The sequence below is a fragment of the Streptomyces sp. NPDC053048 genome, assembly GCF_044547045.1.
Classification (GTDB): Bacteria; Actinomycetota; Actinomycetes; order Streptomycetales; family Streptomycetaceae; genus Streptomyces.
The window spans coordinates 554,264-578,351 of sequence record NZ_JBITZS010000006.1; the positions used below are offsets into that span (position 1 = coordinate 554,264).

The following is a 24,088-nucleotide window of genomic DNA, read 5'->3' on the forward strand; positions in this document are numbered from 1 at the left end:
GCATGACCTTCATGGACCTCGAGGATCCGAGGTACGCGTACATGTTCGGCTTCTTACAGGCCGATGGACACCTCTCAGCGGGCACCGGACAGAAAGGCAGGCTGAGCGTCGAGATCAGCTACCGCGACATCGACGTACTCCGCGCCTTCCAGGAACTCTGTCCGTACAACAGCACGATCAGCGAGCGCACGAGAGCGACGAACTTCTCGGAGAGCCACAGATCAGCGATCTGGACGGTGTGCTCGCTGGAGGCAAGAAACCGTCTGGTGGAACTGGGACTCCCCTACGGGAAGAAGGCAACAAGCATCACGCCGCCCCGGGTTCCGTTCTCCCAGCGGGACTATCTGCGCGGGCTCATCGACGCAGACGGCGCCGTGGGGTTCACCGCACAGGGGCTGCCGTTCGTCGGCCTCACCACGACCAGCACAGCCATCGCCACCTACCTGTGCCGCTACACCAAGCTGACACTCGGCATCGAGAAGCTGACCAGCCGGAACGCCCGCGACCGCGCGTACAACATCCTGTACATGCGTGAGACAGGCGTAGCAGTGGCGGATCACCTGTACTACGCAGAGAGCCTGGCCCTGGAGCGCAAGCGGTCGGCGGCGGCCGAAGTGAGCGCCTGGGTCCGTCCGGCACATATGGGTCCGCCTCGGCCGACCCGCAGGTGGACTCAGATGGAAGACCGCGTGCTGCTTGACGCGCCAACCATCGCAGAAGCGGCTGAAAAGCTCGGGAGATCGGAGCAGTCCTGCAGTCTCCGGCGCTGGCGCCTGCGTAAGAAAGCACAGGCCCAAACCGGCTGAAAAGCGAAAGGGGGGGGGCAGGCGCCTAGCGCCTGCCCCCCCCTTTCGCTTTTCGGCGTATCAGCCCTTCACGCAAACAACCTGCTTGAGCTTCGCCACGACCTCGACGAGGTCCCGCTGCTGCTCCATGACCTGCTCGATCGGCTTGTAGGCGGCCGGGATCTCGTCCACCACACCACGGTCCTTGCGGCATTCCACACCCTGCGTCTGCTCCGCCAGGTCCCGCTCAGAGAATCGCTTCTTCGCCTGGTTGCGGCTCATCCGGCGGCCGGCGCCGTGCGAGGCGGAGTTGAACGCGTCCGCGTTGCCCAGCCCACGCACGATGTAGGAGCCGGTGCCCATCGAGCCCGGGATGATGCCGTACTCGCCGCCGCCCGCGCGGATCGCACCCTTGCGGGTGACCAGCAGATCCACACCCTCGTACGTCTCCTCAGCCACGTAGTTGTGGTGGCAGGAGATGACCTGCCCGAACGTCACTTTGGCCTTCTTGAACTCCCTGCGCAGTACGTCCTGGGAGAGAGCCATCATGATCTCGCGGTTGTGCCGCGCGTACTCCTGCGCCCAGAACAGGTCGTGCCGGTAGGCAGCCATCTGAGGCGTATCAGCGATGAAGACTGCGAGATCCCGATCGACCAGGTTCTGATTGTGCGAGAGTTTGCGCGCTTCACCGATGTGATACTCGGCCAGTTCCTTGCCAATATTGCGCGACCCGGAGTGGAGCATCACCCATACCGAATTGTCCGAATCGAGGCAAAGCTCCCAGAAATGGTTGCCGCTTCCGAGCGTTCCCATCTGCTTTATGGCACGACTCTGACGGAATTTGACCGCCTCCGCGACCCCATCGAACCGCCCCCAGAAGTCGTCCCACCCCGCCGTCGGCAGCCCGTGCAGCCGCCGCGGGTCCACCGGGTCGTCGTGCATCGAGAAGCCCACCGGAATGGCCTCCTCGATCTTCGATCGCAGCCGCGAGAGATCGCCCGGCAGGTCGTTGGCCGTCAGCGAGGTCTTCACCGCCGACATGCCGCAGCCGATGTCGACGCCCACCGCCGCCGGGCACACCGCGCCCCGCATGGCGATCACCGAGCCGACCGTGGCGCCCTTGCCGAAGTGGACGTCCGGCATCACGGCGAGGCCCTGGATCCACGGCAGCGTGGAGACGTTCCGCAGCTGCTGCATGGCCTGGGCCTCGACCGAGGCCGGGTCGGCCCACATGCGGATCGGTACCCGGGCGCCGGGCACCTCGGTGTAGGACATGGCTTCCTCATTCCCCCGAAAAGTGTACAAAGCGCAAAAGCCGGACGTAAATGCTCATCCGCGACAGCGGGACGGCAGACGCGGCGGCGCGTGCGGTACACATTGTTTCCAGCCGCCGCCCAGCGGCGGCAACAGAATTTCGGCCGAAGGGAGCCACGGACAGTGCAGCGAAGGGCGTACGCACCGGTAGCCGCGCTGGCCGCCGTGGTGGTGCTGTCGGCGGGCCTCGCGGGGTGCAGCGGGGGCGGTGGGGCCGGCGGCAAGGGCATCGACGCGAAGGCCGGGCAGTCGGGGTCCTCGGTTCCGGCGGGGCCGCCGGGGAAGTACAACAGTCTTCCGGAGCCGTGCGGCTATGTCAGCCGGGACACGGTGCGCCGGATGCTGCCGGGTGCGGGTGACGGCGACGAGGCGGAGGCCGAGAAGCTGCTGCGCGGGCAGGCGGCGATCACGTATGACGCGGACCGGCGGGTCGGTTGTCGTTGGAAGCTGGAGACGCCGAACGGCACCCGGCATCTGACGGTGGACTTCGAGCGGGTGGTGTCGTACCAGCCGGGCGTCAGCGACGAGGCGCGTGCGGAGCAGCTGTACGAGCGGCAGGCGACGGCGGCGCGGATTCCGTCGGCCTCGCCGTCGGCGAAGCCGTCGGGGTCGTCGTCGCCGGCGGCGAACCCGAGCGCGAGCCCGAGCCCGAGTGCGAGTTCGAAGAATGATCCGGGGCCGGGTCCGCAGTTGGGGGATGCGTCGGTGGCGCCGTCGGCGGCGGGTGCTTCGGCGTCGGCGGATCCGCGGTTGGCGCCGCGGGTGCTGGATGATCTTGGTGATGACGCGTTCGTCAATGATGTGCTGGCGACGACGGGCTCGGGTGTGCACCGTGATGTGACGGTGGTCTTCCGGTCGTCGAACGTGCTGGTGACGATCGCGTACGACCAGTGGACGACGGACAAGCAGCACGTTCCGAGCAGTCAGGATCTGCAGGGCAAGGCGCAGGGGCTGGCTCGTGAACTCGACGCGGGGCATTTCGGTAATTAGCCGGGCGAAGAGGGCCTTGTCTTGGTCACGGCCGGGCGTGGGCCGCGTACCGTGCCGGTAGGCACCGCCGGGTGCCCTCGTGACACCTCGATCGAATGAGCGAAGGACCCATGCACCGACGTACAGCTCCGCGTCTCGCCCGAATTCTCGCCTGCGCCGCAGTACCGGTGATGCTCGTCGCCACCGGCTGCGGTGGTGACGACGACGGGGCGAAGAAGGAAAAGGACAAGCCCGCGCAGTCGGCGACTCCGACTGTCGCTCCGACGGTGAAGGCGGCGACGTTCGCCAAGTTGCCGGAGGTCTGCAAGACGGTCTCGGAGAAGACGGTCGACAAGCTGGTGCCGAAGGCGGAGAAGAAGGAGGGCAAGGCCCTTCCCGCCACGGACACGAACGATTCGGCGAGCTGCATCTGGAGCGGTCTTGACGACGAGGACGTCAAGGACATGCAGTTCCGGACGATGACGGTGTCGCTGAAGCGGTTCGCTTCGGATCCGACGCTGGGTACGGGCGAGAAGCGTGCGGCGGATTTCGTGGTGAAGCAGACGACGGCCGCGACGACGGCGGACGGTGCGAAGGACGCCAAGACGGACAAGGCCTCGGGCATCGGTGACGAGGCGAGCGTGGTGAGCGCGGATTCGAAGAAGGGCGACAACGACTTCAAGAACTCGACGGTCGTGGCGCGGACGGCGAATGTCGTGATCACCGTGAAGTACAGCGGTGCGGGTTACGAGGGTGCGAAGACGCCCAACGCGGACGACATCAAGAAGGACGCGCAGGAGGCGGCCAAGGAGGTCGTCAAGGCTGTGGGCGAGGCGAACAAGAAGTAGCGCTCGCGCGCCCGAGGTGAACAGGCACCCGAGGCGTACAGGCGTAGCGAACGAAAAGGGCCGCTGCCCGGTGTCGGTCACCGGGCAGCGGCCCTTTCACATTCGGTGCGGTGTCGGCCTTACGGCGCCGTGACGAGCTCGCGGACGCGGTCGGCGCCGACTGCGAGGAGCAGGGTGGGCAGGCGGGGGCCGGTGTCGCGGCTGACGAGGAGCTGGTAGAGGAGCACGAAGAAGGCGCGCTGGGCGGCCTTGAGCTCCGGGGTGGGCTTGGCGTGGGGTTCGAGGCCGGCGAGGACCTTGGGGACGCCGTAGAGGAGGGTGGTGAGTCCGTCGAGGGACCAGTGCTCGTCGAGGCCTTCGAGGAGGAGGCGGAGGGATTCGCGGCCTTCCTCGTCGAGCGAGCCGAGGAGCTCGGTGTCGGGCCGGGAGCGGACGATGGTGCGGTTCTCGGCCGGGACCTGGGTGAGCATCCAGTGCTGGGCGCGGTCCAGGCGGGGCCGGGTCTCGTCGAGGGTCTTGACCGGGTTGTCGGGGTCGAGGTCGGCGAGGATGCGGAGGGTCTGCTCGTCGTGGCCGGCGGTGATGTCGACGACGGAGGCGAGGGTGCGGTACGGGAGGGGGCGTGGGGTGCGCGGCAGCTCGCCGGCGGCGGTGCGGGCGGCGCGGCTGTGGGCTGCGGCGTCGGCGGGCAGGACGGTGCCGTCGGCGACCTTGGTCTCGAGCTTGTCCCACTCGTCGTAGAGGCGCTGGATCTCCTGGTCGAAGGCGATCTTGAAGGACTGGTTGGGCTTGCGGCGGGCGTAGAGCCAGCGCAGCAGGGGCGCTTCCATGATCTTCAGTGCGTCGCCGGGGGTGGGGACGCCGCCCTTGGAGGAGGACATCTTGGCCATGCCGCTGATGCCGACGAAGGCGTACATGGGGCCGATGGGCTGTTCGCCGCCGAAGACCTTGCGGACGATCTGGCCGCCGACGACGAAGGAGGAGCCGGGCGAGGAGTGGTCGACGCCGGAGGGTTCGAAGATGACGCCTTCGTAGGCCCAGCGCATGGGCCAGTCGACCTTCCAGACGAGCTTGCCGCGGTTGAACTCGTTGAGCAGGACGGTCTCGGCGTGGCCGCAGACGCAGGTGTAGGCGAGTTCGGTGGTGTCGTCGTTGTAGGCGGTGACGGTGGTGAGGTCGCGTTCGCAGGCGCCGCAGTAGGGCTTGTACGGGAAGTAGCCCGCCGTGCCCGCGCTGCCGTCGTCCTCGGCGGCGGCGCCGGAGCCCTCGGCGGCCTCGAGCTCGGCCTCGTCGACGGGCTTCTGCTGCTTCTGCTGGGGCTTCTTGGGCTGGCCGGTGGCCTTGTCCTTCGTCCGGTACTGGTCGAGGATCGCGTCGATGTCGCCCCGGTGCTTCATGGCGTGCAGGATCTGCTCGCGGTAGACGCCGGAGGTGTACTGCTCGGTCTGGCTGATCGGGTCGTACTCGATGCCCAGCTCGGCGAGCGCGGCGACCATGGCGGCCTTGAAGTGCTCGGCCCAGTTGGGGTACGCGGAGCCGGCGGGGGCCGGGACGGAGGTCAGGGGCTTGCCGATGTGCTCGGCCCAGCTGTCGTCGATGCCTTCGATGCCGGCGGGGACCTTGCGGTAGCGGTCGTAGTCGTCCCAGGACAGGACGTGGCGGACCTGGTGGCCGCGGCGGCGGATCTCGTCGGCGACGAGGTGGGGGGTCATGACCTCGCGGAGGTTGCCGAGGTGGATGGGGCCGGAGGGCGACAGGCCCGAGGCGACGACGATCGGTTTGCCGGGGGCGCGGCGCTCCCCTTCGGCGATGACCTCGTCGGCGAAACGGGAGACCCAGTCGGCCTCGGTGCTCTGAGCCTGAGCCACGGCACTTCCTTCCTTACGGTCCTGGCATGACCATTGTCCCAGACGGCCAGGGTGCCCTTGGGGTTGCCCGGGACGCATGGGAATTCCCGGCGGGGTCGTGGTACACGCGTGGGATACTCGGGGTGTCGAAAATGCCGCCTACCGGAATGGCACCTTTCCATGGCTTCGGTTCCCTCTCTCGCTTCCACGCTCGAACAGCGCATCGCGGACGCTCTCTCGGCTGCCCTGCCGGAGGCCGGTGCCGCCGACCCGCTGCTGCGACGTAGCGATCGTGCGGATTTTCAGGCCAATGGGATGCTGGCGCTGGCGAAGCGGCTGAAGGGCAATCCGCGGGAGCTGGCGGCGAAGGTCGTGGAGGGTCTGCCGTCGGGTGGGCTGATCCAGGACGTGGAGGTGTCGGGTCCGGGCTTCCTGAACATCACGGTTTCGGACGAGGCGATCACCCGGACGCTGGCGGCGCGTGCCGCTGATGACCGTCTGGGTGTGCCGTTCGCGGAGAAGCCGGGTACGACGGTGATCGACTGGGCGCAGCCGAATGTGGCGAAGGAGATGCACGTCGGTCATCTGCGGTCGGCGGTGATCGGTGATGCGGCTGTGCGGATCCTGGAGTTCACGGGTGAGAAGGTGATCAGCCGGCATCACATCGGGGACTGGGGTACTCAGTTCGGGATGCTGATCCAGTACTTGATCGAGCACCCGCATGAGCTGGACCACAAGGACGAGTCCTCCGGTGAGGAGGCGATGTCGAATCTGAACCGTCTGTACAAGGCGGCGCGGGCGGTGTTCGACGCGGATGCGGAGTTCAAGGAGCGTGCGCGGCGCCGGGTGGTGGATCTGCAGGCGGGTGACGAGGAGACGCTGGCTCTGTGGCAGCGGTTCGTGGACGAGTCGAAGATCTACTTCTATTCGGTCTTCGGCAAGCTGGACATGGACATCCGGGACGAGGACGTCGTCGGCGAGTCGGGTTACAACGACATGCTGGCGGAGACGTGCCGTCTGTTGGAGGAGTCGGGTGTCGCGGTGCGTTCGGAGGGTGCGCTGTGCGTGTTCTTCGGCGATGTGAAGGGGCCGGACGGTCAGCCGGTGCCGTTGATCGTGCAGAAGTCGGACGGTGGCTATGGCTATGCGGCGACCGATCTGTCGGCGATCCGGGATCGTGTGCAGAACCTGAAGGCGGACACGCTGCTGTATGTGGTGGACGCCCGTCAGTCGTTGCACTTCAAGATGGTGTTCGAGACGGCTCGCCGGATCGGCTGGCTGAACGAGGATGTGCACGCGGTGCAGCTGGCGTTCGGCACGGTGCTGGGCAAGGACGGTAAGCCGTTCAAGACCCGTGAGGGTGAGACGGTGCGTCTGGTGGATCTGCTGGACGAGGCGATCGCTCGGGCGACGGATGTGGTGCGGGACAAGGCCGAGAAGGTGGGTCTGTCGGAGCAGGAGATCGTCGAGAACGGCCGGTTCGTGGGTGTGGGCGCGGTGAAGTACGCGGATCTGTCGACGTCGGCGATTCGTGACTACAAGTTCGATCTGGATCAGATGGTGTCGCTGAACGGTGACACGTCGGTGTATCTGCAGTACGCGTACGCCCGTATTCGTTCGATCGTTCGGCGTGCGGGTGAGGCGCGGCCGGTGGCGCATCCGGAGTTGGCGCTGGCTCCGGCGGAGCGTGCGCTGGGTCTGCATCTGGATCAGTTCGGTGGGACGCTGCACGAGGTGGCCGGGGAGTATGCGCCGCACAAGCTGGCGGCGTATCTGTACCAGTTGTCGTCGCTGTTCACGGCGTTCTACGACCAGTGTCCGGTGATCAAGGCGGGCAGCGTGGAGGCGGTGGAGAACCGTCTGTTCCTGTGTGATCTGACGGCTCGCACGCTGCACCAGGGTATGGCGCTGCTGGGGATTCGTACGCCTGAGCGTCTGTAGTCGCCGGCCGGTGTCGCCGGCCGGTGTCGCCGGCCGGTGTTGTCAGCCGGTGTTGTCAGTTGCTGCCGACACCGGCTCCCGTTCCCGCTCCGGCTTCGGCTTCGGCCTGGGCGCCGAGTTCGAACCAGATGAGTTTGCCGACCAGTCCTTGGGGCTGGTCGCGCAGGGCGAATCCGCCCCAGCTGTCGGCGCACCATTGGACGAGTCCGAGGCCGCGGCCTTGTTCGGCGGTTTCGGTGGCGTCGGGGAGGGTGACGCCGTCGAGTGCGGGGAGGCGGGGGTTGGTGTCCCAGACGGCGACGCGTACCCGGTCTCCTTCGCGTTTGACGCGTACGGAGGCGGGGCCGTCGCTGTAGCGGTAGGCGTTGGTGACGAGTTCCGAGGTGAGGAGCTCGGCGGTGTCGGCGAGTTCGAGGAAGCCGTGTTCTTCGAAGATGGTGCGGAGTGTGCGTCGTGCGATGCACGGCGCCATGGGGTCGGAGGGGACTTGGAGGGTGTACTCCCAGTCCTCGGTGAGTTCGGGGTCATGACTCATGCACGCCTCCGTAGCGCAGTCGGCCTGACACACACGGTAATCATGGTGTGAGTCCGTGCGGGCCGCCTCGGTGATTTCGGCGAGAGACGACCTGTGTGGGTGACGATCGTGAACTATGCGCCTCCTCTGGCGTGAGCTGCGCAAATGTCGTGCAGGCGCGAGGGTGTCGCAGGTGCGGGTATGACGATGGCGGTGCTCCCGGGCCGGTGTGGCCGGGGGCACCGCCATTGCGTTGCGTGACGGGCGCCGTGGGGCGGGCGGTCAGAGGCGGCGTGCGGCCTCGGTCGCCCAGTAGGTGAGGATCATGTTGGCGCCGGCGCGCTTGATGCCGGTGAGGGTTTCCATGATCGCCTGGTCGCGGTCGATCCAGCCGTTGGCGGCGGCGGCTTCGACCATCGCGTATTCGCCGGAGATCTGGTAGGCGGCGACGGGCACGTCGACGCTGTCGGCGATCTTGGCGAGGACGTCGAGGTAGGGCAGCGCGGGCTTGACCATGACCATGTCGGCGCCTTCGGCGAGGTCGAGTGCGAGTTCGCGCATCGATTCGCGGAGGTTGGCCGGGTCCTGCTGGTAGCTCTTGCGGTCGCCCCGCAGCGAGGAGCCGATGGCCTCACGGAAGGGTCCGTAGAAGGCGGAGGCGTACTTGACGGTGTAGGCGAGGATGGAGACGTCCTCGTGGCCGGTCTGGTCGAGGGCGTCGCGGATGACGCCGACCTGGCCGTCCATCATGCCGCTGGGGCCGACGACGTGGACGCCGGCGTCGGCCTGGACCTGGGCCATCTCGGCGTAGCGCTCGAGGGTGGCGTCGTTGTCGACGCGGCCCTCGGCGTCGAGGACGCCGCAGTGGCCGTGGTCGGTGAATTCGTCCAGGCAGAGGTCGGACATGATGACGAGTTCGTCGCCGACTTCGGCCTTCACGTCGCGGATGGCGACCTGGAGGATGCCGTCGGGGTCGGTGCCGGCGGTGCCGAGGGCGTCCTTCTTGGCGTCCTCGGGCACGCCGAACAGCATGATTCCGGCGACGCCGGCCTCCAGCGCCTCGACGGCGGCCTTGCGCAGGGTGTCGCGGGTGTGCTGGACGACCCCGGGCATGGCCGAGATCGGCGCCGGCTCGCTGATCCCTTCCCGCACGAAGGCGGGAAGGATCAGGTCGGACGGGTCGAGCCGGTACTCGGCGACCATCCGGCGCATGGCCGGGGTGGTGCGCAGGCGCCGGGGCCGGGAGCCGGGGAACGTTCCGTAGGTGGTGCTCAACTGCGTGCCCTTCTGCGTGATCCGGGTCGCCGCTCGCTCGGGCGGGTGACCGGATCGCCGGCCTCGAGGGCCGCGTCGCGCCGGGCCGCGCCGAACTCCGCGAGCGCCTCGGCCAGCTTGTGCACCGAGGGCTCGGGCGACAGCACGTCCACCCGCAGGCCGTGTTCCTCCGCCGTCTTGGCGGTGGCCGGGCCGATGCAGGCGATGACGGTGACATTGTGGGGCTTGCCGGCGATGCCGACGAGGTTCCGCACGGTGGAGGACGAGGTGAACAGGACGGCGTCGAAGCCGCCGCCCTTGATCGCCTCGCGGGTCTCGGCCGGCGGCGGGGAGGCCCGTACGGTGCGGTAGGCGGTGACGTCGTCGACCTCCCAGCCCAGTTCGATCAGGCCGGCCACCAGGGTTTCGGTGGCGATGTCGGCGCGGGGCAGGAAGACGCGGTCGATGGGGTCGAAGACCGGGTCGTAGGGGGGCCAGTCCTCGAGCAGGCCGGCGGCGGACTGCTCGCCGGAGGGCACGAGGTCGGGCTTGACGCCGAATTCGACGAGGGACTTGGCGGTCTGTTCGCCGACGGCCGCGACCTTGATGCCGGCGAAGGCGCGCGCGTCGAGGCCGTATTCCTCGAACTTCTCGCGGACGGCCTTGACGGCGTTGACGGAGGTGAAGGCGATCCACTCGTAGCGGCCGGTGACCAGGCCCTTGACCGCGCGCTCCATCTGCTGGGGGGTGCGCGGGGGTTCCACGGCGATGGTGGGGACCTCGCTGGGCACGGCGCCGTAGGAGCGGAGCTGGTCGGAGAGCGAGGCGGCCTGTTCCTTGGTGCGCGGTACGAGGACGTTCCAGCCGAAGAGGGGCTTGGACTCGAACCAGGAGAGGCGGTCGCGCTGTTCGGCGGCGCTGCGCTCGCCGACCACGGCTATGACGGGCTGGGCGCCGTCGGCGGAGGGCAGGACCTTGGCGGCCTTGAGCGTCTGCTGGAGGGTGCCGAGGGTGGCGGTCCAGGTGCGCTGGCGGGTGGTGGTGCCGGCGACGGTGACGCTGAGGGGCGTGTCGGGCTTGCGGCCGGCGGAGACCAGTTCGCCGGCGGCTGCGACGACGCAGTCGAGGGTGGTGGAGACGACCGCGGTGACCTCGCTGGCGCCGACCTCGGCCCAGCAGACTGGGGTGGCGGTGCGGGCGTCGACGAAGCGGACGTCGCCGCCCTGTCCGTCGCGCAGCGGGACGCCGGCGTAGGCGGGTACGCCGACGGCGGTGGCGACGCCGGGTACGACCTCGAAGGTGATGCCGCCGTCGGCGCAGGCCAGCATCTCGTCGGCGGCGTTGCCGTCGAGTCCGGGGTCGCCGAGGACGGCTCGGACGACCCGCTTGCCGCTGCGCGCGGCCGACATGACAAGATTGGCGGTGTCCCTGAGGACGGGGATACCGGCGGACTTTGATGACTCGTCAGTAACCGTCTGCGCCGGCATGTCCACGCTGCCGCGGGCATGCGCGCGCACCACGTCGAGCACCTGCGGATCGGCGATCAGGACGTCCGCGGACGCCAGTGCCTCCACGGCGCGCAGCGTCAGCAGTCCCGGGTCTCCGGGGCCGGCACCGAGGAAGGTGACGTGCCCGTGCGCGGGGTGGTTCGGGGCGGTGGGGTTCAATGTGCTCGCTCCCCCATAAGACCGGCCGCACCCTTGTCGAGCATCTCGGCGGCGAGACCGCGGCCGAGGGCAAGGGCGTCCTCCTGGGAGGCGGGTACGGGACCGGTGGTGGACAGCTGCACCAGCGTCGAGCCGTCGGTCGAGCCGACGACGCCGCGCAGGCGCATTTCGGTGACAACCTGGCCGTCGCCCAGCAGGTCGGCAAGTGCGCCCACGGGCGCACTGCAGCCGGCCTCCAGGGCGGCGAGCAGGGCACGCTCGGCCGTCACGGCGGCCCGCGTGTGCGGGTCGTCGAGCGCGGCGAGCGCGGCGGCGAGGGGTGCGTTGGTCGCGGCGCACTCGATCGCCAGGGCCCCCTGGCCGGGGGCGGGCAAAATCTGGTCGGGCTCCAGGAACTGGGTGGCTTCCCCGATCCGGCCCAGTCGGGTGAGGCCGGCGGCGGCCAGCACCACGGCGTCGAGGTCGCCCTTGGCGACCATGCCGATGCGGGTGTCGACGTTGCCGCGGATGGGCACGGTCTCGATCTCGAGGCCGAGGGTGCGGGCCCAGGCGTTGAGCTGTGCCATGCGGCGCGGCGAGCCGGTGCCCACCCTGGCGCCGTGCGGCAGGTGCTCGAAGGTCAGGCCGTCGCGGGCGACGAGCACGTCGCGCGGGTCCTCGCGGCGCGGGATCGCGGCCAGCACGAGGTCGTCGGGCTGCGTGGTGGGCAGGTCCTTCAGCGAGTGCACCGCGAAGTCGATCTCGTCGTCGAGCAGCGCGTCGCGCAGCGCGGAGACGAAGACGCCGGTGCCGCCGATCTGGGCCAGGGCCTCGCGGGAGACGTCGCCGTAGGTGGTGATCTCGACCAGCTCGACCGGGTGTCCGGTCAGCTGTCGCACGGCCTCGGCCACCTGCCCGGACTGGGCCATGGCGAGTTGGCTTCGGCGGGTGCCGAGCCGCAGCGGGCGCCGCGGCGGGGTGGTGGTGTCGTTCATGCCGACTCCCGTGCTGTGTTGGGGCTGCCGGTGGTGGGGCCGGCGTGCCGGAGATCGGCCCGGCTGACGGCCGCGACCGCCTGCGGGTCGAGGTCGAAGAGTTCCCGCAGGGCGTCGGCGTAGCCGGCGCCGCCGGGGGTGGAGGCGAGCTCCTTGACGCGCACGGTGGGCGCGTGCAGGAGCTTGTCGACCACGCGGCGCACGGTCTGGGTGATCTCCGCGCGCTGCTTGTCGTCGAGGTCGGGCAGGCGGCCGTTGAGGCGGGCCATCTCGCCCGCGACGACGTCCGCGGCCATGGTGCGCAGGGCGACCACGGTGGGGGTGATGTGGGCGGCGCGCTGGGCGGCGCCGAAGGCTGCGACCTCGTCGGAGACGATGGCGCGCACCTGGTCGACGTCGGCGGCCATGGGGGCGTCGGCGGACGCCTCGGCCAGGGTCTCGATGTCGACGAGGCGGGCGCCCTCGCCGTCCAGGCGGTGGACGGCGGCGTCGATGTCGCGGGGCATGGCCAGGTCGAGCAGGGCCAGGGAGGTGGGAGCGCAGGTCTCCTCGACGGCGCACAGCACGTCCCGGCGGGCGGCCAGGGCCTCGCGTACGGCGTCGGCGGTCAGGACCAGGCCGGTGGCGCCGGTGCAGGAGACCACGATGTCGGCGAGTGCCAGCTCGCCGGGGACCGAGGCCATGTCTGCGGCGGAGGCGGTGAGGCCCGCGGGGACGCCGGGGGCGCCCGGCTCGGTGAGGATCTTCGCCAGGCGTTCGGCGCGTTCGGGGGTGCGGTTGGCGACGGCCACGTGGGCGACGCCCGCGCGCGCGAGGGTGGCGGCGGCCAGGGAGGACATGGAGCCGGCGCCGATGACCAGGGCCCGCTTGCCCGCGGCCCAGTCGGCGACGGTGCGGCCGCCGGCGAGCTGCTCGAGGCCGAAGGTGACCAGCGACTGGCCGGCCTTGTCGATGCCGGTCTCGCTGTGGGCGCGCTTGCCGACCCGCAGGGCCTGCTGGAAGAGGTCGTTCAGCAGGCGTCCGGCGGTGTGCAGCTCCTGGCCGAGCGCGAGGGCGTCCTTGATCTGGCCGAGGATCTGGCCCTCGCCGACGACCATGGAGTCCAGCCCGCACGCCACCGAGAACAGGTGGTGGACGGCCCGGTCCTCGTAGTGGACGTACAGGTAGGGGGTGAGCTCCTCCAGGCCGACGCCCGAGTGGTGGGCGAGCAGCGTGGACAGCTCGGCGACGCCGGCGTGGAACTTGTCGACGTCGGCGTAGAGCTCGATGCGGTTGCAGGTGGCCAGCACCGCCGCCTCGGTGGCGGGCTCGGCGGCCAGGGCGTCGTGCACGAGGCGGGCCTGCGTCTCGCGGGGCAGGGCGGCGCGCTCGAGCACGCTGACGGGCGCGCTGCGGTGGCTGAGGCCGACGACGAGCAGACTCATGCCGGCATCACGGCGGGTACGTCCCCGTCCGGTCCCTTCCTGCTGCCCGCGGCCGCGGCCGTACGGGCCTGGGTGCCCGTGCGCGGCTGCGCGGGCGCGGGCGTGGCGGTGGTGGCCTGGCCGGTCTCCTCGCCGGCCTTGCGCTGCTCGTGGAAGGCCAGGATCTGCAGCTCGATGGAGAGGTCGACCTTGCGCACGTCCACGCCCTCGGGCACGGACAGCACGGTCGGCGCGAAGTTGAGGATCGAGGTGATCCCGGCGGCCACGAGGCGGTCGCAGACCTGCTGGGCGGCGCCGGCGGGGGTGGCGATGACGCCGATGGAGACGCCGTTGTCGCTGATGATCGACTCGAGCTCGTCGGTGTGGCGTACGGGCAGCCCGGCGACGGGCTTGCCGGCCATGGCGGGGTCGGCGTCGATGAGGGCGGCGACGCGGAAGCCGCGCGAGGCGAAGCCGCCGTAGTTGGCGAGGGCGGCGCCGAGGTTGCCGATGCCGACGATCACTACCGGCCAGTCCTGGGTCAGGCCCAGTTCCCGGGAGATCTGGTAGACGAGGTACTCGACGTCGTAGCCGACGCCGCGGGTGCCGTAGGAGCCGAGGTAGCTGAAGTCCTTGCGGAGCTTGGCGGAGTTCACGCCGGCCGCGGTCGCGAGTTCCTCGGAGGAGACCGTGGGGACCGAGCGCTCGGAGAGCGCGGTCAGCGCACGCAGATACAGCGGTAGCCGGGCGACGGTGGCCTCGGGAATCCCTCGGCTTCGGGTCGCCGGTCGGTGAGTTCGGCCAGTTGCCACGGTGCTCCTGCGGGTAGAGCGGGGCTGCGGGCGGCGCCTCGTCCCAGGACCGCCCCGTCGAACGCAGGCTATGCCTTTGTGAACGCGTGCACAAAGATGGTGTCCGATTTGCCCGGCCAACGTGATGGGTGTCACGCGGTGATTCCGCCCGATCCGGGAACCGCCGCCCGCACCACCGCGACTGCCACACCAGCCACAGGAGCCCCATGGGCGCGTGGACGGGGACACGGGCGCTCACTCCTCACCGCTATACCCCCGGACACCAACAAAACGCCCATGATGGTAGTCGACTCAGGCACCCATTCCCGCGGCCCGGCACACTGGAGGCCATGAGCCCTCTCCTGCGCCGCGGCGCCCGCAAGAACCCCGCCGACAGCGTCGTCACGCTGATCGGCAAGCCCGGCTGCCACCTGTGCGACGACGCCGAGGCCGTCATCGCCGAGGTCTGCGGCGAGCTGGGCGCCCGCTGGGAGAAGAAGGACATCACCCAGGACGAGGAGCTCCACCGCAGGTACTGGGAGCAGATCCCGGTCGTCCTCGTCGACGGCGCCCAGCACGACTTCTGGCGCGTCAACCCCGACCGGCTGCGCAAGGCCCTCGGCGGCTGAATCACCCGCCGATCACCGGCCGATCGCCCGCGCGCGACGCGGCGGGTAACCGGCCGGACGCACAGAGTTCACGCCATCGCAGCGTCCCCGCTTCCGGTTACCCCGAACAAACTGGCTATGCTCGCGGCATGGCCGCACTCGGATGGATCACCCACCGCAGGCGCTCCGCCACCGCACGCAGCGTGCTGGCAGGCGAGGCCGCGGCGGAGGCAGCCCGCAAGTCCGCGCAGGAGAACGAGGAAGCGCTGGCCGAGGGCCAGGCCACCGCCCCCGAAGTGCCCGAGCCGGAATTCCCCGTCTCGGGTGACGAGCGTGCGGCCGCGTTCTTCGACCTCGACAACACGGTCATGCAGGGCGCCGCGATCTTCCACTTCGGCCGCGGGCTGTACAAGCGGCACTTCTTCGGCAAGCGCGAGCTGGCCCGCTTCGCCTGGCAGCAGGCCTGGTTCCGGCTGGCGGGCATCGAGGACCCCGAGCACATGCAGGAGGCCCGCGACAGCGTCCTGTCGATCGTCAAGGGCCACCGCGTCTCGGAGCTGATGACCATCGGCGAGGACATCTACGACGAGTACATGGCCGAGCGCATCTGGCCCGGCACCCGCGCCCTCGCCCAGGCGCACCTGGACGCCGGGCAGAAGGTGTGGCTGGTGACGGCCGCGCCCGTGGAGACCGCCACGATCATCGCCCGCCGGCTCGGGCTGACCGGCGCGCTGGGCACCGTCGCCGAGTCGATCGGCGGGGTGTACACCGGCAAGCTGGTCGGCGAGCTCCTGCACGGCCCCGCCAAGGCCGAGGCGGTACGGGCGCTGGCCGCGGCCGAGGGCCTGGACCTCTCGCGCTGCGCCGCCTACAGCGACTCCGCCAACGACATCCCGATGCTCTCGCTCGTCGGGCACCCCTACGCGATCAACCCCGACAGCCGGCTGCGCAAGCACGCGCGCGAGCGCGGCTGGCGGCTGCGCGACTACCGCACGGGCCGCAAGGCGGCCCGGATCGGCATCCCCGCGGCGGCCGGCGTGGGCGCCCTGGCGGGCGGCGCCGCGGCCGCGGTCGCCCTGCACCGCCGCCGCCACTGACCCCGTTCCGCGCACCCTTCACGGACGCACCCGGCGGACGCACTCCGCCCGCTGCCGTCCGCCCCCGTCCGCCCTTCCGCGAACTCCCGGGCCCGCGCGGGCCCGTTGGCGGCGTCAGCGGCGCCGTCACCGGTACGGGCGACAACTCCGGCGCGCCTCCTGGCCACAGCCCGTAACCGAACACGCCGCACAGGCAATCCTGTTGTCATACCCCCACATGGCCCACGACAGTCCTGTCGTGTCCGGATTGCCACAACACGCTGCCCAATCGGCCACACCATCGGCAAATTCGGTCAACTTCCGTTCGCAGTTCGATATTTGATCTGTCATCAATGGGATGCAGACCGAACGGAAACGATGATTTGAGCAACTCGGTGTAGCGCTGCCTGTACGAAGGGTTATTCTCCTCAGACGCAAGCCGGTACCCGCTTGTCCCTACGACGAGTGAACGGCCCGGCACTGCACGTGATGGAAGCTCTGCCTCTGGGAGTCCCGTGTACCCACACGTCGGGGTTGACGCCTCGGGCCTGGCTACGCTGCGCGCAGCGGTCGTCGACCGTCTGCGCGGCTTCGTCCCCACCGCGTACGCCGTCCCCGCCTTCGCCACGCTCGCCCCTGCCGTAGTGGGAGGCCCCGCCGGCCCCTGCTACGCCCTCGCCGAGAGCAGCGCGGCCGTCGGCAGACGCGCCCGCCGAGGGGCCGGCGCCGGTACGACCACTACGACCCGCCGCCCGAGCGCCGACAGCGACAGCGCCCGCATGCTCGACCTGGTCGAGCGCGCCCAGGCGGGCGAGGCCGAGGCCTTCGGCCGCCTCTACGACCAGTACGCCGACACCGTCTACCGCTACATCTACTACCGCGTGGGCGGCAGGGCCACGGCGGAGGACCTCACGAGCGAGACGTTCCTGCGTGCTCTGCGCCGGATCGGCACCTTCACCTGGCAGGGCCGCGACTTCGGCGCCTGGCTGGTGACCATCGCCCGCAACCTGGTCGCCGATCACTTCAAGTCGTCGAGGTTCCGCCTCGAGGTGACCACCGGAGAGATGCTCGACGCCAACGAGGTCGAGCGCAGCCCGGAGGACTCCGTCCTCGAATCCCTTTCCAACGCCGCCCTGTTGGAGGCGGTGCGCAAGCTCAACCCGCAGCAGCAGGAGTGTGTGACCCTGCGCTTCCTCCAGGGCCTGTCCGTCGCCGAGACCGCGCGGGTGATGGGGAAGAACGAGGGCGCGATCAAGACCCTGCAGTACCGGGCCGTGCGCACCCTGGCAAGACTCCTTCCGGACGACGCCCGCTGACATCACGCCGACCCGATGCCTGGATTCACTCGCCGGCGGTCACCTCGTTCTGGCCGCGTAACCCGACTGCCGCGCCGCTCGTTGTCCGGGATGCAGACTTCCCGATGCCACAACATGCCCGCATTCACTCACTCGATCGAGTGGATGTTCTCAAGGCGTGCAACCCTTCAGGTGCCCAGGGGAGTCGACCGTCATGACGAGAGGAGGTGCCGCCTGTGATCGCGAATGTATCGGCGCACCGGCGGGCGAACGCCTTCGCCCAGGCCCTGGAGGACCAGGAAGTCCAGAGTGCCGCGGCCGCACAGCCCGAGCCATCGGCGGAAGACGCCGAGCAGGCAAGGCTGTTGGCCGTGGCGGGCGGGCTCGGCGCACTGCCGTCGCCCGTGCTGGACGCCGAGGTCAAAACCGTGCAGCGGGCGCAGCTGATCGCCGCCATGGAAGCCCAGTTCGCGGGAGGGGCGGCCGTCCCTCAGCAGAGTTCCGGCCGGGGAGCACACCGGGCGGGTCCGCTGAGCCGGCTCAGGCCGCGCTCCCGCTGGTCCAAGGGGCTCGCCGCGGGCGGGCTCACGGTGGGCGTGGCGGCGGGCGCCTTCGGCGGCGTGGCCGCGGCGAGCACCGACGCCCTGCCCGGCGACACGCTGTACGGGCTCAAGCGCGGCATGGAGGACCTCAAGCTCGGCATGGCCGACGGTGACTCGGCCCGCGGCGGTCTGCTCCTGGACCAGGCCTCGACCCGCCTCGGCGAGGCCCGCAGGCTGATGGAGCGCGGCCGTTCGGGCGAGCTCGACGGCGAGTCGCTGACCGAGATCCGCAGGACCCTCTTCGGCATGCACCAGGACGCGGCCGAGGGCCACCGGCTGCTGCGCGGCGTCTACGAGCGCGACGGCTCGCTCGGGGCGATCCAGCGGCTGTCGTCCTTCGCCTCCTCCCAGCGTGATGGCTGGAGCCGCCTGCGCGACCGGCTGCCGGTCCAGCTGACCGACGTGGCCGACGATGTGAGTTCGGTCTTCGACGCCATAGACGATCAGGTCGGGCCGCTGCGGTCGCTGCTGCCGGACGACAAGCACGGCAAGGCCGGCTCGGCGGGCCGGGGCGGCTCCGCCCCGCACGGTGCCTCGGGCAGCAAGGGCCAGTCCGCGCCCGCCTCGAAGACCCCGGCGACGGCCGACGGCAAGCACCCCGGCGGGAAGCCGCAGCAGGCCTCGCCGGGCGCCCACGAGGACGAGGGCCTGCTGGGCGGTACGGGCCTGCTGCGCCCGGCGCCCAGCTCGGGCGGCGCGGGCCCGGACCGGGCGCACGGCAAGGACGGCAAGCCGTCCAAGCAGCCCGACATCACGATCCCCCCGCTGATCCCCCCGGACATCCTCCCGGGCCTCGGCATCCACGGGGACGACGAGCGGTAGGAGACGAGCGGCAGGACGAGCCCCGGCAGCGGGCTCGCTCACGGCGGTCGGTGTTCTTCGGCGGTCCGTCCGGATCATCCGGACGGATCAGAAGAACACCGACCGCCGCTGCACGAGCAGCTTGTAGAGGGTGTGCTGAATCGTTTCCCGCACCTGGTCGGTGAGGTCGAACATCAGCACAGGGTCGTCGGCCGCCTCCGGCGGATAGCCGTCCGTGGGGATCGGCTCCCCGAACTGGATCGTCCACTTCGTCGGCAGCGGCACCAGGCCCAGCGGCCCGAGCCAGGGGAACGCGGGCGTCAGCGGGAAGTACGGGATGCCCAGCAGCCGCGCGACGGTCTTGGAGTTGCCGAGCATCGGGTAGATCTCCTCCGCCCCGACGATCGAGCACGGCACGATCGGCGCACCGGCACGCAGTGCCGTCTGGACGAAGCCGCCCCGCCCGAAGCGCTGGAGCTTGTACCGCTCGGAGAACGGCTTCCCGATGCCCTTGAAGCCCTCCGGCATCACCCCCACCACCTCGCCGCGCTCCAGCAGCTTCTGGGCGTCCTCGGCGCAGGCGAGGGTGTGCCCGAGCTTGCGGGAGAGCTCGTTGATCAGGGGCAGCACGAAGACCAGGTCCGCGGCGAGCATCCGCACGTTGCGGCCGGCCGGGTGGTGGTCGTGCACGGCGACCTGGAGCATCAGCCCGTCGACGGGCAGGGTGCCGGAGTGGTTGGCGACGATCAGTGCCGCGCCCTTGTCCGGGATGTTCTCGATGCCCTTCACCTCGACCCGGAAGTACTTCTCCTTGAAGGGCCGCAGGACGGACATCACGACCTGGTCGGTGAGCTCCTGGTCGTACCCGAAGTCGTCGACCTCGTAGTCGCCGGTCAGGCGCCGCCGCAGGAAGCTCAGCCCGTGGGCGACCTTCCGCTCCCAGCCGCCGCCGTCCCCGGCCGGGGCCCGGCCGGCGGCGGTGTCCGGCTGCCCGTCGGTGGTGGCGGACGGCCGCTGCTCGTCCCGGGGGGCCGGTACGGGGGCGAGCGGGGCCGGTGCCCGGTTCGCGCGGCCCGTCCCCGAGCGCTTGGTCCTTCTCTTGGAGCGGGGCTCCTCGCCGAACGGGATGACCTTTGCATCGGCCATGGTGCGTGCGCTCCTCACTTCTGGCCGCGGCCGGCAGGCATCAGCGCGGCGATCCGGTCGACGGTACGGGCGAGGGTCTCGGGCGGCAGCAGCCCCGGGCCGCGGCTGCGGGCGAAGTCCTCGAAGGCCTCCGGGGTGGTGTACCGCGGCTGGAAGCCCAGCGTCTCGCGCATCTGCCGCGTCTCCACCACCCGGCCGTGGGTCAGCAGCCGGATCTGTTCGGGCGAGAAGTCCAGGAAGCCCGCCGATCGCAGGGCCGAGCCCACCCAGGTGACGGTGGGCAGGAAGAACGGCAGCGTGGGCCGTCCGAGGCGCCTGGCGGCCTGGGAGAGCAGCAGCACGCCGTCACCCGCGATGTTGAAGGTGCCGCTGTTGAGGGTGGATCGGTTGGTGTCGCCCGCGGCGATGCGCAGCACCTCGATGGCGTCGTCCTCGTGCACGAACTGCAGACGGGGGTCGAAGCCGAGGACGGAGGGCAGCACGGGCAGCGAGAAGTACTCGGCGAGCGGCGAGTCGGCGCAGGGCCCGAGGATGTTCGCGAACCGCAGCACGTACACGGCGACGTCGGGCCGACGGCGGGCGAAGCCGCGGACGTAGCCCTCGACCTCGACGGCGTCCTTGGCGAAGCCGCCGCTGGGCAGCGATTTGGGCGGGGTGGTCTCGGTGAAGACCGCGGGGTCGCGGGGCGCGGAACCGTACACGTTCGTGCTCGACTTCACCACGAGCCGCTTGACGGAGGGCGTCTTCTGGCAGGCGCCGAGCAGCTGCATGGTGCCGATGACGTTGGTCTCCTTGACCGTGGCCCGGCTGCCGCGCTTGCCCAGGGGGGTGCCGTTGACGTCCATGTGGACGACGGTGTCCACGGACTGCTCGGCGAGGACCCTGCCGATCGTGGGGTGGCGGATGTCCGCCCGTAGGAATTCGGCCCCGCCGAGATGGTGCTCGGGTGGCACTGCGTCCACCCCGATGACCCGGTCGACGTCGGGCTCGCGCTGGATCCGTCGGACGAAGCGACCGCCCAGTTGCCGTGCGACTCCGGTGACGAGCACGACCTTGCCCAAGATCAGCGCCTTCCTTCCCACCCTCACCCGACGAGCGGTGCCCCCGACGAGCGGTGCCTTCGACGAGGGGTGCGCGCGACAGGCGGAGCACTCGATGAGGGGTGCCCTGTCGCGGCCACCGTAGCGGGTCGTTGTTGCACTGTGATGACCGCCGGTGGGACCGGGCGACATTTCAAGCCGTAGCGAGAGTCTCACTCACCGCAACGCACCGCAGCCCTCCCGCCGAGGAACGGCGGGAGGGCTGCGGGTCGAGCACAGCGGCGCTGCTTACTTCTTGTTGCGACGCTGAACACGCGTGCGCTTGAGCAGCTTGCGGTGCTTCTTCTTGGCCATCCGCTTGCGCCGCTTCTTGATAACAGAGCCCACGACTACCCTCGCTTACATCGATTCACTCGGTGCGGGGCGTCCGAGCCCACACGACCTACATCGGGCCAGCCTACCCGGCACCGGGCGAACAGCGTAATCCGAGGGGACGATCAGGCTGTTTCCACCCCCACGAAGGACTCCCGGAGGTACTCGTGCACCGCGTTCTCTGGGACCCGGAAGGACCTGCCCACCCGGATCGCCGGCAGATGACCGCTGTGCACCAAGCGGTACACGGTCATCTTGGACACTCGCATCACCGAGGCGACTTCCGCCACGGTCAGGAACTGAACCTCGCTGAGAGGCCTTTCGCCAGCAGCCATGACACACCTGAACCTTCCGCACATGACGCGCACCGGCTTCCCCTCCGGTGACTCCTCGTCGCTGCGCGCTCACTCCCCAGGTTAGGGGCGGGTGATGCGAGTGGGGAAGAGGAGCAGCCATCGGCCGCCTACTGTGACAGACACGCTCGATTGAGTACATAGCGAGTAAGCGGTCGGTAGTAATCAGACCGCACAGTGTCATCAAGCGGAACGGCGACGGACACTCGCCCCTCGGCCTCTCCGACGAACAGCGCGGGGTCGTCGGAGTCGGCCAGCCCGATGGCCTCAATGCCCAGCTGACCTGCCCCGCAGACCCATCCGTGGTCCCCGATGACCAAGGCCGGCAGGGGCCCGTCACCCCCGGCCGCGACGGCCAGCGCGGTACGAACCGGGAGCGGCGAATGAGTATGCGCGCCCGGCTCACTCCGGGGTTTTCGCGCGCCGGGTTCACGCATCAGCGCGACTCCCCGGACGTAATCAAGGTTGTACGTGCGTACGCCGAACCGGGTCGTTATGTCGACACTTTGACCCTGCGCCGGGGTGAGGACATCGCACCCAGCCGCCGACAGGCCCGCCGCCAAGGCGGCGTAGAAGCCCAGGAGCCGGTGCGGATGACCGGTGCCCACGAGCACCGGCGAGCCGGCCGCGGCCACCGTGGCGAGGCGGTCCGCGAAGGCATCGAGTGCCACCATCGTGCGATCCGGGTCGATCACATCATGCCCTGAAGTGTGCTTGGGATCGGCTGAAACACCACACCTTTGGCTCATCAGGTGCAACAAGTCGGCGAAACGCCAGTCATATTTCGGCTCCAGACCGATCAGCGCCCGGGGGTCGCGGGCCGCGAACATCCGGTAGCGGTTCAGGCTCCGCTCCCGTTGGGTGGCGATGTCACCGGCGAGACGGGCGGCGAGGAGGTGGGCGCGAAGGGCCCGGGACGTGGGGACGGAGCGGGCAGCGGGGCTCGGCACGCCACGATGCTTGCCGAACGGGCCGGTTGGCACCGCCGATTCGCCGCGGCGGTCCCACGCGCGGGCTAACCGGGCCCGGTGACAACGAGCCGTCAGAGGCACGACAACGACCCGTCAGGGGGTGGACATCGACCCGCGACGGCTGCGGCAACTCCCGTGAGGGCTATGGCAACAACCCGTGAGGGCTACGGCAGCAGCCCGTGGGAAGGAAAGACAGCCCGGCGGGTGGCGAGCACGGCCTGGTCGAGGCGGTCGGCGGGGTCGTACCCGGAACTCACGAAGTCCTGCCACACGGGCTTCCGACCGTCCGTCATCCGCAGCGGTCCCAACTGGCGGGTGCGGCGGAAGACTTCACTGCGCCACTCCTCCGGCACGGCCGCCTCCGGATCGACGGGCCGCTCCGCCGCGATGCCCACGAGGTGGGTCCACGAGCGCGGCACCACGTCCGTGACCGCGTATCCCCCACCGCCCAGCGCCAACCACCGTCCCCCGGCGTGCTCGTGCGCCAGCGCGTGGCAGGCCTCCGCCACCAGCCGCTGTGCGTCGAGGGAGACGGCCAGGTGCGCCAGCGGGTCCTCGAAGTGCGTATCGGCGCCGTGCTGGGTGACCAGCACCTGGGGCTGAAAGGTCGCCAGAAGCTCCGGTACGACCGCGTGGAAGGCCCGCAGCCACCCGGCGTCCCCCGTTCCCGCCGGCAGCGCCACATTCACCGCGCTGCCCTCGGCGCCCTCGCCGCCCGTCTCCTCCGGCCACCCGGTCTGCGGGAAGAGCGTGCGCGGGTGCTCGTGCAGCGAGATGGTCAGCACCCGCGGGTCGTCCCAGAACACCGCCTGGACGCCGTCCCCGTGGTGCACGTCCACATCCACGTACGCGACCCGCTCGGCCCCCAGCTCCAGCAGCCGGGCCACGGCAAGGGCCGCGTCGTTGTACACACAGAAGCCGGACGCACCGCCCGGCATGGCGTGGTGCAGGCCGCCCGTGAAGTTCACCGCGTGCAGGGCCTCCCCGCGCCACACGGCCTCGGCCCCGCTCACGGACAGCCCGGCGATCAGCGCCGCCGCCTCGTGCATCCCCGCGAAGGCGGGATCGTCCGGCGTGCCGAGCCCGTACGAGCCGTCGGCGGACCGCGGATCGGCGGACGCGCGGCGCACGGCCTCGATGTAGTCCGGCCGGTGAACGAGCCGCAGCGTCGAATCGCCGGCGGGCGCGGCGGCCACAGTACGCGCCACCCGGTCCAGCCCGTACGCCTCGACCAGCCGCATGGTCAGGGCGAGCCGTACGGGGTCCATCGGATGCCCGGGACCGAAGTCGTAGCCCGTTACCGCCTCGTCCCACATCAGCATCAGCTGTGATCGGCCGCTCATGGCCGCAACGCTATCGGGGAACGCAAAAAAGCCGTAGGCTTCGAGGCGAATTTCTTCGTCTCGAAGCCCACGGCTTTCTAAAAGGAGTTCGGCGGCGTCCTACTCTCCCACAGGGTCCCCCCTGCAGTACCATCGGCGCTGAAAGGCTTAGCTTCCGGGTTCGGAATGTAACCG

At 70.0% G+C, this 24,088-nt stretch carries 22 protein-coding genes and 1 rRNA gene; 8 read left to right on the forward strand and 15 right to left on the reverse strand.

Translation table 11 applies throughout. The features are described from left to right. Positions 1-2 precede the first annotated feature (2 nt). Positions 3-806: an LAGLIDADG family homing endonuclease gene (locus ACIG36_RS19255; RefSeq protein ID WP_399928860.1), complete on the forward strand. Its 804-nt coding sequence runs from the start codon at positions 3-5 to the stop codon at positions 804-806. Between the two features lie 60 nt (positions 807-866). On the opposite strand, the gene ACIG36_RS19260 is transcribed toward ACIG36_RS19255, so the two are convergent. Continuing rightward, positions 867-2,060 carry an RtcB family protein gene (locus ACIG36_RS19260; protein ID WP_399928863.1) on the reverse strand — a complete coding sequence of 398 codons (1,194 nt, stop codon included), beginning with the start codon at positions 2,058-2,060 and terminating at the stop codon, positions 867-869. A gap of 204 nt (positions 2,061-2,264) precedes the next feature. On the opposite strand from ACIG36_RS19260, the gene ACIG36_RS19265 reads away from it, so the two are divergent. Both ACIG36_RS19265 and ACIG36_RS19270 read left to right on the forward strand, forming a co-directional pair. Next, on the forward strand, positions 2,265-3,089 hold the full coding sequence (locus ACIG36_RS19265) for a hypothetical protein (protein ID WP_399928866.1): 825 nt from the start codon (positions 2,265-2,267) through the stop codon (positions 3,087-3,089). A gap of 110 nt (positions 3,090-3,199) precedes the next feature. Next, entirely contained in the window at positions 3,200-3,916 is a 717-nt protein-coding gene (locus tag ACIG36_RS19270; RefSeq protein WP_399928869.1) for a hypothetical protein, read from the forward strand. A gap of 119 nt (positions 3,917-4,035) precedes the next feature. Here ACIG36_RS19270 and lysS read toward each other — a convergent pair whose 3' ends face one another. Next, on the reverse strand, positions 4,036-5,784 hold the full coding sequence (gene lysS, locus ACIG36_RS19275) for a lysine--tRNA ligase (RefSeq protein ID WP_399928871.1): 1,749 nt from the start codon (positions 5,782-5,784) through the stop codon (positions 4,036-4,038). Between the two features lie 159 nt (positions 5,785-5,943). Here lysS and argS point away from each other — a divergent pair, with 159 nt between their 5' ends. After that, complete coding sequence (argS, locus tag ACIG36_RS19280) at positions 5,944-7,704, forward strand: arginine--tRNA ligase (RefSeq protein ID WP_399928873.1); 1,761 nt, start codon at positions 5,944-5,946, stop codon at positions 7,702-7,704. A gap of 55 nt (positions 7,705-7,759) precedes the next feature. On the opposite strand, the gene ACIG36_RS19285 is transcribed toward argS, so the two are convergent. The 6 genes from ACIG36_RS19285 to ACIG36_RS19310 all read right to left on the reverse strand — a co-directional run bounded on the left by ACIG36_RS19285 (position 7,760) and on the right by ACIG36_RS19310 (position 14,328). Then, positions 7,760-8,239, reverse strand: coding sequence for an ATP-binding protein (locus tag ACIG36_RS19285; protein WP_399928875.1), 480 nt, complete (start codon positions 8,237-8,239; stop codon positions 7,760-7,762). A 261-nt stretch (positions 8,240-8,500) separates the two neighbouring features. After that, complete coding sequence (hemB, locus tag ACIG36_RS19290) at positions 8,501-9,493, reverse strand: porphobilinogen synthase (RefSeq protein ID WP_399928877.1); 993 nt, start codon at positions 9,491-9,493, stop codon at positions 8,501-8,503. Beyond that, positions 9,490-11,139: a uroporphyrinogen-III synthase gene (locus ACIG36_RS19295; protein WP_399928880.1), complete on the reverse strand. Its 1,650-nt coding sequence runs from the start codon at positions 11,137-11,139 to the stop codon at positions 9,490-9,492. The genes hemB and ACIG36_RS19295 overlap by 4 nt, the downstream gene beginning before the upstream one ends. Next, positions 11,136-12,113 (reverse strand): hydroxymethylbilane synthase, encoded by a 978-nt coding sequence (gene hemC, locus ACIG36_RS19300; protein WP_399928882.1) that lies wholly within the window; start codon positions 12,111-12,113, stop codon positions 11,136-11,138. The genes ACIG36_RS19295 and hemC overlap by 4 nt, the downstream gene beginning before the upstream one ends. After that, positions 12,110-13,537, reverse strand: coding sequence for a glutamyl-tRNA reductase (locus tag ACIG36_RS19305; protein WP_399928885.1), 1,428 nt, complete (start codon positions 13,535-13,537; stop codon positions 12,110-12,112). The genes hemC and ACIG36_RS19305 overlap by 4 nt, the downstream gene beginning before the upstream one ends. Then, positions 13,534-14,328 (reverse strand): redox-sensing transcriptional repressor Rex, encoded by a 795-nt coding sequence (locus ACIG36_RS19310; RefSeq protein WP_399928888.1) that lies wholly within the window; start codon positions 14,326-14,328, stop codon positions 13,534-13,536. Before ACIG36_RS19310 ends, ACIG36_RS19305 begins: the two co-directional genes overlap by 4 nt. Positions 14,329-14,657: 329 nt before the next feature. Between ACIG36_RS19310 and ACIG36_RS19315 the strand changes: the two genes are divergently transcribed. The 4 genes from ACIG36_RS19315 (at position 14,658) to ACIG36_RS19330 (ending at position 18,710) form a co-directional block, all read left to right on the forward strand. After that, positions 14,658-14,936 carry a glutaredoxin family protein gene (locus ACIG36_RS19315; protein ID WP_399928891.1) on the forward strand — a complete coding sequence of 93 codons (279 nt, stop codon included), beginning with the start codon at positions 14,658-14,660 and terminating at the stop codon, positions 14,934-14,936. Between the two features lie 128 nt (positions 14,937-15,064). Beyond that, the gene (locus ACIG36_RS19320; RefSeq protein ID WP_399928894.1) at positions 15,065-16,012 is read left to right on the forward strand and encodes an HAD family hydrolase; all 948 of its coding nucleotides are present in this window, start codon (positions 15,065-15,067) and stop codon (positions 16,010-16,012) included. A 494-nt stretch (positions 16,013-16,506) separates the two neighbouring features. Then, positions 16,507-17,307, forward strand: a complete 801-nt coding sequence (locus tag ACIG36_RS19325) for an ECF subfamily RNA polymerase sigma factor, BldN family (RefSeq protein WP_399928897.1) — start codon at positions 16,507-16,509, stop codon at positions 17,305-17,307. A 215-nt stretch (positions 17,308-17,522) separates the two neighbouring features. Then, positions 17,523-18,710 carry a DUF5667 domain-containing protein gene (locus ACIG36_RS19330; RefSeq protein WP_399928900.1) on the forward strand — a complete coding sequence of 396 codons (1,188 nt, stop codon included), beginning with the start codon at positions 17,523-17,525 and terminating at the stop codon, positions 18,708-18,710. Positions 18,711-18,797: 87 nt separating this feature from the next. On the opposite strand, the gene ACIG36_RS19335 is transcribed toward ACIG36_RS19330, so the two are convergent. From ACIG36_RS19335 to rrf, 7 genes are all read right to left on the reverse strand, one after another. Further along, positions 18,798-19,835: a lysophospholipid acyltransferase family protein gene (locus ACIG36_RS19335; protein ID WP_399928903.1), complete on the reverse strand. Its 1,038-nt coding sequence runs from the start codon at positions 19,833-19,835 to the stop codon at positions 18,798-18,800. 14 nt (positions 19,836-19,849) lie between these two features. Beyond that, a complete protein-coding gene (locus tag ACIG36_RS19340; RefSeq protein WP_399928905.1) occupies positions 19,850-20,896 on the reverse strand; it encodes an NAD-dependent epimerase/dehydratase family protein in 1,047 nt (348 codons plus the stop codon). Positions 20,897-21,163: 267 nt separating this feature from the next. Further along, positions 21,164-21,262: a 30S ribosomal protein bS22 gene (locus tag ACIG36_RS19345; RefSeq protein ID WP_003948845.1), complete on the reverse strand. Its 99-nt coding sequence runs from the start codon at positions 21,260-21,262 to the stop codon at positions 21,164-21,166. A 110-nt stretch (positions 21,263-21,372) separates the two neighbouring features. Then, positions 21,373-21,582 (reverse strand): helix-turn-helix domain-containing protein, encoded by a 210-nt coding sequence (locus ACIG36_RS19350; RefSeq protein ID WP_399928908.1) that lies wholly within the window; start codon positions 21,580-21,582, stop codon positions 21,373-21,375. 128 nt (positions 21,583-21,710) lie between these two features. After that, complete coding sequence (locus tag ACIG36_RS19355; RefSeq protein ID WP_399928911.1) at positions 21,711-22,550, reverse strand: phosphatase; 840 nt, start codon at positions 22,548-22,550, stop codon at positions 21,711-21,713. Positions 22,551-22,735: 185 nt separating this feature from the next. Further along, entirely contained in the window at positions 22,736-23,914 is a 1,179-nt protein-coding gene (locus ACIG36_RS19360) for an acetoin utilization protein AcuC (RefSeq protein WP_399928914.1), read from the reverse strand. Between the two features lie 86 nt (positions 23,915-24,000). After that, a 5S ribosomal RNA gene (gene rrf, locus ACIG36_RS19365) occupies positions 24,001-24,088 on the reverse strand; the annotation flags it as partial.

What these genes read in the sequence shown, in the direction of transcription:
- ACIG36_RS19255 (WP_399928860.1), top strand. Translation starts at nt 3, where the DNA reads ATGACCTTCATGGACCTCGAGGATCCGAGGTACGCGTACATGTTCGGC.
- ACIG36_RS19260 (WP_399928863.1), bottom strand. Translation starts at nt 2,060, where the DNA reads ATGTCCTACACCGAGGTGCCCGGCGCCCGGGTACCGATCCGCATGTGG.
- ACIG36_RS19270 (WP_399928869.1), top strand. Translation starts at nt 3,200, where the DNA reads ATGCACCGACGTACAGCTCCGCGTCTCGCCCGAATTCTCGCCTGCGCC.
- argS (WP_399928873.1), top strand. Translation starts at nt 5,944, where the DNA reads ATGGCTTCGGTTCCCTCTCTCGCTTCCACGCTCGAACAGCGCATCGCG.
- ACIG36_RS19285 (WP_399928875.1), bottom strand. Translation starts at nt 8,239, where the DNA reads ATGAGTCATGACCCCGAACTCACCGAGGACTGGGAGTACACCCTCCAA.
- hemC (WP_399928882.1), bottom strand. Translation starts at nt 12,113, where the DNA reads ATGAACGACACCACCACCCCGCCGCGGCGCCCGCTGCGGCTCGGCACC.
- ACIG36_RS19305 (WP_399928885.1), bottom strand. Translation starts at nt 13,537, where the DNA reads ATGAGTCTGCTCGTCGTCGGCCTCAGCCACCGCAGCGCGCCCGTCAGC.
- ACIG36_RS19315 (WP_399928891.1), top strand. Translation starts at nt 14,658, where the DNA reads ATGAGCCCTCTCCTGCGCCGCGGCGCCCGCAAGAACCCCGCCGACAGC.
- ACIG36_RS19320 (WP_399928894.1), top strand. Translation starts at nt 15,065, where the DNA reads ATGGCCGCACTCGGATGGATCACCCACCGCAGGCGCTCCGCCACCGCA.
- ACIG36_RS19335 (WP_399928903.1), bottom strand. Translation starts at nt 19,835, where the DNA reads ATGGCCGATGCAAAGGTCATCCCGTTCGGCGAGGAGCCCCGCTCCAAG.
- ACIG36_RS19350 (WP_399928908.1), bottom strand. Translation starts at nt 21,582, where the DNA reads ATGGCTGCTGGCGAAAGGCCTCTCAGCGAGGTTCAGTTCCTGACCGTG.
- ACIG36_RS19360 (WP_399928914.1), bottom strand. Translation starts at nt 23,914, where the DNA reads ATGAGCGGCCGATCACAGCTGATGCTGATGTGGGACGAGGCGGTAACG.